This is a genomic window from Streptomyces sp. NPDC030814 (assembly GCF_055572155.1).
In genome coordinates this window covers 24,099-30,230 of sequence record NZ_JBVIDX010000027.1, presented here as the reverse complement: position 1 = coordinate 30,230, position 6,132 = coordinate 24,099, and the positions used below count along the sequence as shown (strand labels likewise).

General features: G+C 68.5%; 6 protein-coding genes. All 6 read right to left on the bottom strand.

What is annotated here, in order from left to right:
• Positions 1-151: 151 nt before the first annotated feature.
• The 6 genes from ACZ43N_RS35660 to ACZ43N_RS35635 all read right to left on the bottom strand — a co-directional run bounded on the left by ACZ43N_RS35660 (position 152) and on the right by ACZ43N_RS35635 (position 6,105).
• Positions 152-526: a F0F1 ATP synthase subunit epsilon gene (locus tag ACZ43N_RS35660; RefSeq protein ID WP_055514820.1), complete on the bottom strand. Its 375-nt coding sequence runs from the start codon at positions 524-526 to the stop codon at positions 152-154.
• 131 nt (positions 527-657) lie between these two features.
• Entirely contained in the window at positions 658-2,094 is a 1,437-nt protein-coding gene (gene atpD / locus ACZ43N_RS35655; RefSeq protein WP_107466616.1) for a F0F1 ATP synthase subunit beta, read from the bottom strand.
• Positions 2,094-3,008 carry a F0F1 ATP synthase subunit gamma gene (locus tag ACZ43N_RS35650; protein WP_468103192.1) on the bottom strand — a complete coding sequence of 305 codons (915 nt, stop codon included), beginning with the start codon at positions 3,006-3,008 and terminating at the stop codon, positions 2,094-2,096. The genes atpD and ACZ43N_RS35650 overlap by 1 nt, the downstream gene beginning before the upstream one ends.
• A gap of 21 nt (positions 3,009-3,029) precedes the next feature.
• Positions 3,030-4,628: a F0F1 ATP synthase subunit alpha gene (atpA, locus tag ACZ43N_RS35645; protein WP_468079249.1), complete on the bottom strand. Its 1,599-nt coding sequence runs from the start codon at positions 4,626-4,628 to the stop codon at positions 3,030-3,032.
• 119 nt (positions 4,629-4,747) lie between these two features.
• The gene (locus ACZ43N_RS35640) at positions 4,748-5,563 is read right to left on the bottom strand and encodes a F0F1 ATP synthase subunit delta (RefSeq protein ID WP_468103191.1); all 816 of its coding nucleotides are present in this window, start codon (positions 5,561-5,563) and stop codon (positions 4,748-4,750) included.
• Positions 5,560-6,105, bottom strand: coding sequence for a F0F1 ATP synthase subunit B (locus tag ACZ43N_RS35635; protein ID WP_055514830.1), 546 nt, complete (start codon positions 6,103-6,105; stop codon positions 5,560-5,562). Before ACZ43N_RS35635 ends, ACZ43N_RS35640 begins: the two co-directional genes overlap by 4 nt.
• Positions 6,106-6,132: the final 27 nt, after the last annotated feature.

Genomic DNA, 6,132 nt, shown 5'->3' with positions numbered 1-6,132 from the left:
ACTCAGAACAAGACCCACCAACCCCCCCCCCCCCCCCCCCAGAGGAAGAAAATTCAAAACCACCCCTTTTTCCCCCCCCCTCCCCCCCCGCCCGCCCCCCCCCCCCCCCCCCCCCCCGCGGCTGAGATACAGCATCACACGGCGCACCCGTTCAGCGCGCCGACACCGTCCGCAGTCGGACGTCCGCGCGGCGCTCGGCGGCGGCGTCGCCCTCCGCCTTCGCCCGCTCCAGCTCGCGCTCGACGCGCTGGACGTCGATCTCGTCGGCCAGCTCGGCGACCTCGGCCAGCAGGGACAGCTTGTTGTCCGCGAACGAGATGAAACCGCCGTGCACGGCGACGACGACGGTGCCGCCCTCACTCGTACGGATGGTCACCGGGCCCGACTCCAGCACACCGAGCAGCGGCTGGTGACCGGGCATGACGCCGATGTCGCCGGACGTGGTGCGCGCGACGACCAGGGTGGCCTGGCCGGACCAGACCTCTCGGTCGGCCGCGACCAGCGCGACGTGCAGCTCAGCAGCCAAAGTGGCTCCTCGGGTCACCACCCGGCGGTTCCGCCGGGTGTTGGGTTCAATTCTAGAGGGAGTGCAGAGAGGGGCGGGACGCACCCCTAGAGGTGTGGTCTCGCCCCCCACTGTTCACGAGTTGCCGGGCGTCAGCTGACGCCGAGCTCCTTCGCGTTCTTCTTGAGGTCCTCGAGACCACCGCACATGAAGAACGCCTGCTCCGGGAAGTGGTCGTACTCACCGTCGATGATCGCGTTGAACGCGGCGATCGACTCGTCCAGCGGCACGTCCGACCCGTCGACGCCGGTGAACTGCTTGGCGACGTGGGTGTTCTGGGAGAGGAAGCGCTCCACGCGACGGGCACGGTGGACGACGAGCTTGTCCTCCTCGCCGAGCTCGTCGATACCGAGGATCGCGATGATGTCCTGCAGGTCCTTGTACTTCTGCAGGATGCTCTTCACGCGCATGGCGGCCGTGTAGTGGTCCGCCGCGATGTACCGCGGGTCGAGGATGCGGGACGTCGAGTCCAGCGGGTCCACGGCCGGGTAGATGCCCTTCTCGGAGATCGGACGGGAGAGAACCGTCGTCGCGTCGAGGTGGGCGAAGGTGGTGGCCGGGGCCGGGTCGGTCAGGTCGTCCGCGGGGACGTAGATCGCCTGCATCGAGGTGATCGAGTGACCACGGGTCGAGGTGATGCGCTCCTGGAGGAGACCCATCTCGTCGGCCAGGTTCGGCTGGTAACCCACCGCGGAGGGCATGCGGCCGAGCAGGGTCGACACCTCGGAACCGGCCTGGGTGAAGCGGAAGATGTTGTCGATGAAGAACAGCACGTCCTGCTTCTGCACATCGCGGAAGTACTCCGCCATGGTCAGACCGGCGAGGGCCACGCGCAGACGGGTGCCCGGGGGCTCGTCCATCTGGCCGAAGACCAGCGCGGTCTTGTCGATGACGCCGGAGTCCGACATCTCCTCGATGAGGTCGTTGCCCTCACGGGTGCGCTCACCGACACCGGCGAACACCGACACACCGTCGTGGTTGTTGGCGACGCGGTAGATCATCTCCTGGATGAGCACCGTCTTGCCGACGCCGGCGCCGCCGAACAGACCGATCTTTCCACCCTTGACGTACGGGGTGAGGAGGTCGATGACCTTGACGCCGGTCTCGAACATCTCGGTCTTCGACTCGAGCTCGTCGAAGTTCGGGGCCTTGCGGTGGATGCCCCAGCGCTCGCCCGTGTACTGCTCGTCGACGTTCAGCACCTCACCGAGGGTGTTGAACACCTTGCCCTTGGTGAAGTCGCCGACGGGCACGGTGATCGAGGCGCCGGTGTCGGTGACCGGGGCCTGGCGGACCAGACCGTCGGTGGGCTGCATGGAGATGGTGCGGACCAGGCCGTCACCCAGGTGCTGGGCGACCTCCAGGGTCAGCGTCTTCTTCTCGCCCTCGTTCGCCGGGTCGGAGACCTCGACGTGCAGGGCGTTGTAGATGTCGGGCATCGCGTCGACGGGGAACTCCACGTCGACGACCGGGCCGATGACCCGGGCGACGCGGCCCGTGGCAACGGCCGTCTCAGAAGTCGTCGTCATTACTTGTCACTCCCCGCGGTCGCGTCGGCAAGGGCTGCGGAGCCACCGACGATCTCGCTGATTTCCTGGGTGATTTCGGCCTGGCGGGCCGCGTTGGCAAGGCGGGAGAGCGTGTTGATCAGCTCGCCCGCGTTGTCGGTCGCCGACTTCATCGCGCGGCGGGTGGCGGCGTGCTTGGAAGCAGCCGACTGCAGCAGCGCGTTGTAGATACGGCTCTCGACGTAGCGCGGCAGCAGGGCGTCGAGGACGTCCTCCGCCGACGGCTCGAAGTCGTACAGCGGCAGGATCTCGCCCTTCGGCTTCTCCTCCGCGACCTCGTCGAGGCTGAGCGGCAGCAGACGCGCGTCGAGCGCCTGCTGCGTCATCATCGACACGAACTCGGTGTACACGATGTGGAGCTCGTCCACGCCGCCGTCCGCCGTGTCCTTCTCGATGGCCTCGATCAGGGGCGCCGCGACCTTCTTCGCGTCCGCGTACGAGGGCTCGTCGGTGAAGCCCGTCCACTGGTCCGCGATCTTGCGCTCGCGGAAGTTGTAGTGGGCGACACCACGGCGGCCGACGATGTACGTGTCGACCTGCTTGCCCTCGGCCTCCAGCCGCGCCGTCAGCTGCTCCGCCGCCTTGATGGCGTTGGAGTTGAAGGCACCGGCCAGACCGCGGTCACTCGTCAGCAGCAGCACTGCGGAACGCGTGACCGTCTCGGCCTGCGTGGTCAGCGGGTGCTTGGTGTTCGAACCAGTGCCCACCGCCGTGACCGCGCGCGTGAGCTCGGTCGCGTACGGCGCGGAGGCCGCCACCTTGCGCTGCGCCTTGACGACGCGCGAGGCGGCGATCATCTCCATCGCCTTGGTGATCTTCTTGGTCGCGGTGACGGATCGGATGCGACGCTTGTAGACCCGGAGCTGAGCTCCCATGAGTCAGGTCCCTTCCTTACGTCACTTGGAGACGTTGACGGCCGCCGGAGCGTCCTCGCCGAGCAGCTTGCCGTCCGAGGTCTCGAACTGCTTCTTGAAGTCGGCGATCGCGTCGGCGACAGCGGTCAGCGTGTCGTCCGAGAGCTTGCCGCCCTCCTTGATGGAGGTCATGAGGCCCTGCTCCTTGCGGTGCAGGTACTCCAGCAGCTCCTTCTCGAAGCGGCGGATGTCGGCGACCGGAACGTCGTCCATCTTGCCGGTGGTGCCGGCCCACACGGAGACGACCTGGTCCTCGGTGGACATCGGCTCGTACTGGGCCTGCTTCAGCAGCTCGACCATGCGCTGGCCACGCTCCAGCTGGGCCTTCGACGCGGCGTCCAGGTCGGAACCGAAGGCGGCGAACGCCTCCAGCTCACGGAACTGGGCGAGGTCCACGCGGAGACGACCGGAGACCTGCTTCATCGCCTTGTGCTGGGCGGAACCACCGACTCGGGAGACGGAGATACCGACGTTCAGCGCGGGACGCTGACCGGCGTTGAAGAGGTCCGACTCCAGGAAGCACTGGCCGTCGGTGATGGAGATGACGTTGGTCGGGATGAACGCCGAGACGTCGTTGGCCTTGGTCTCGACGATCGGCAGACCGGTCATCGAGCCCTTGCCCATGTCGTCGGAGAGCTTCGCGCAGCGCTCCAGCAGACGGGAGTGCAGGTAGAAGACGTCACCCGGGTAGGCCTCGCGGCCCGGCGGACGGCGCAGCAGCAGCGACACGGCGCGGTAGGCGTCGGCCTGCTTCGACAGGTCGTCGAAGATGATGAGGACGTGCTTGCCCTCGTACATCCACTGCTGACCGATGGCCGAACCGGTGTACGGCGCCAGGTACTTGAAGCCGGCCGGGTCGGACGCCGGGGCGGCGACGATGGTCGTGTACTCGAGCGCGCCGTTCTCCTCCAGCGCGCGGCGGACCGACGCGATGGTCGAGCCCTTCTGGCCGATGGCGACGTAGATGCAGCGGACCTGCTTGTTCACGTCGCCCGAGCGCCAGTTGTCGCGCTGGTTGATGATCGTGTCGACGGCCAGGGCGGTCTTGCCGGTCTGACGGTCACCGATGATCAGCTGACGCTGACCACGGCCGATCGGGGTCATCGCGTCGACGGCCTTGTAGCCGGTCTCCATCGGCTCGTGCACCGACTTGCGCTGCATGACCGTGGGGGCCTGCAGCTCGAGGGCGCGGCGACCGGACGTCTCGATCTCGCCGAGGCCGTCGATCGGGTTGCCGAGCGGGTCGACGACGCGGCCGAGGTAGCCCTCGCCCACGGCGACCGACAGGACCTCGCCGGTACGGGTGACCGGCTGACCCTCCTCGATGCCGCTGAACTCACCGAGGACGATGGCGCCGATCTCGCGCTCTTCCAGGTTCAGCGCCAGGCCGAGGGTGCCGTCCTCGAACTTCAGCAGTTCGTTGGCCATGGCCGAGGGAAGACCCTCGACCTTCGCGATGCCGTCGCCGGCAAGGGTGACCGTACCGACCTCCTCGCGCGAGGCCGCGTCCGGCTTGTACGACTGGACGAAGTTCTCCAGCGCGTCCCGGATCTCCTCCGGCCGGATCGTGAGCTCCGCCATCTGGGTTCCCTGCTCTCCTTGTTGGGCCCGAAGTTTCAACTTGGGGGTCTGGGGGCGACCCCCAGGAATCCTCTGCACGGCCCAACCGGGCCGTAGGTACGTACTGCGTGTGAAGTTGCTCAGCTCGCCAGGCGGCGGCCGGCGTCCTCGAGTCGGTCCGCGATCGAGCCGTTGATGATCTCGTCGCCGACCTGCACCCGGATCCCGCCGAGGACACCGGGGTCCACATCGAGGTTGAGGTGCATCGGGCGGCCGTAGAGCTTCGCCAGGGCGGCGCCGAGGCGCTGCTTCTGGGTGTCGCTCAGCGGGACCGCCGAGGTGACGACGGCGACCATGCGGTTCCGGCGCTCCGCGGCGAGCTTGGACAGGGACTCGAGTCCCGCCTCCAGGCTACGTCCCCGCGGCGCGGTCACAAGGCGCGTCACCAGACGCTCGGTGGTGACCTTGGCGCGGCCGCCGAGCAGGCTGCGGAGCAGCTCGCCCTTGGCCGACGCGCTCGCGGCGCGGTCGGTCAGCGCGGACCGCAGCCCGGTGTTCGAGGAGACGATCCGGCCGAACCGGAACAGCTCGTCCTCGACGTCGTCGAGCGTGCCCGACGTCTGCGCGGCGGTGAGGTCGGCCAGGGCGGCCAGCTCCTCCAGCGCGTCCACCAGGTCGCGGGACTGCGACCACCGGGAACGCACCAGACCCGCAACCAGGTCGGCGGTCGTCCCGCTGACCTGGCCGCCGAGGATGCGCCCGGCCAGTTCGGCCTTGGCCTCGCCGGCCTGCGCCGGGTCGGTGAGGACCCGACGCAGCGACACCTCGCGGTCGAGCAGCGCGGTGACGGCGGCCAGCTCGTCGGCGAGCGCGGCCGCGTCCACGGACGTGGCGTCCGTCAGCGCGTCGAGACGCTCACGTGCGGCTGCCAGGGCCTCGCGGCTCGCTCCGTTCATCGCGTCGCCTCGGCCTTCTCCTCGAGATCGTCGAGGAAGCGGTCGATGACGCGGCTCTGCCGGGCGTGGTCCTCGAGGGACTCACCGACGAGCTTGCCGGCCAGGTCGGTGGCGAGCTTGCCGACGTCCTGGCGCAGCGCCGAAGCGGCGGCCTTGCGGTCGGCCTCGATCTGGGCGTGACCGGCGGCGACGATCTCCTCACGCTGCCGCTGGCCCTCGGCGCGCATCTCGGCGATGAGCGCGGCGCCCTGCTCCTGCGCCTCCTGGCGCAGTCGCGCGGCCTCGTGCCGGGCCTCGGCGAGCTGAGCCTTGTACTGCTCGAGCACGCTCTGGGCCTCGGTCTGCGCGGCCTCAGCCTTCTCGATACCGCCCTCGATGGCCTCGCGGCGCTCTTCCAGAACCTTGTTGATGTTCGGGAGGAGCTTCTTGGCGAGGAAGCCGAAGACGATGACGAAGGCGATCAGGCCGATGACGAGCTCGGGGATCGGCGGGATGAGGGGGTTTTCGGCCTCCCCACCAGCCGCCAGGTTAACCAGGCTCATATCAGTGCCTTCCGTCTAAAGGGGCGG

Excerpts from the sequence above, each read along its gene's own strand:
- atpA (WP_468079249.1), bottom strand. The coding sequence starts at position 4,628 with ATGGCGGAGCTCACGATCCGGCCGGAGGAGATCCGGGACGCGCTGGAG.
- ACZ43N_RS35635 (WP_055514830.1), bottom strand. The coding sequence starts at position 6,105 with ATGAGCCTGGTTAACCTGGCGGCTGGTGGGGAGGCCGAAAACCCCCTC.
- ACZ43N_RS35650 (WP_468103192.1), bottom strand. The coding sequence starts at position 3,008 with ATGGGAGCTCAGCTCCGGGTCTACAAGCGTCGCATCCGATCCGTCACC.
- atpD (WP_107466616.1), bottom strand. The coding sequence starts at position 2,094 with ATGACGACGACTTCTGAGACGGCCGTTGCCACGGGCCGCGTCGCCCGG.
- ACZ43N_RS35640 (WP_468103191.1), bottom strand. The coding sequence starts at position 5,563 with ATGAACGGAGCGAGCCGCGAGGCCCTGGCAGCCGCACGTGAGCGTCTC.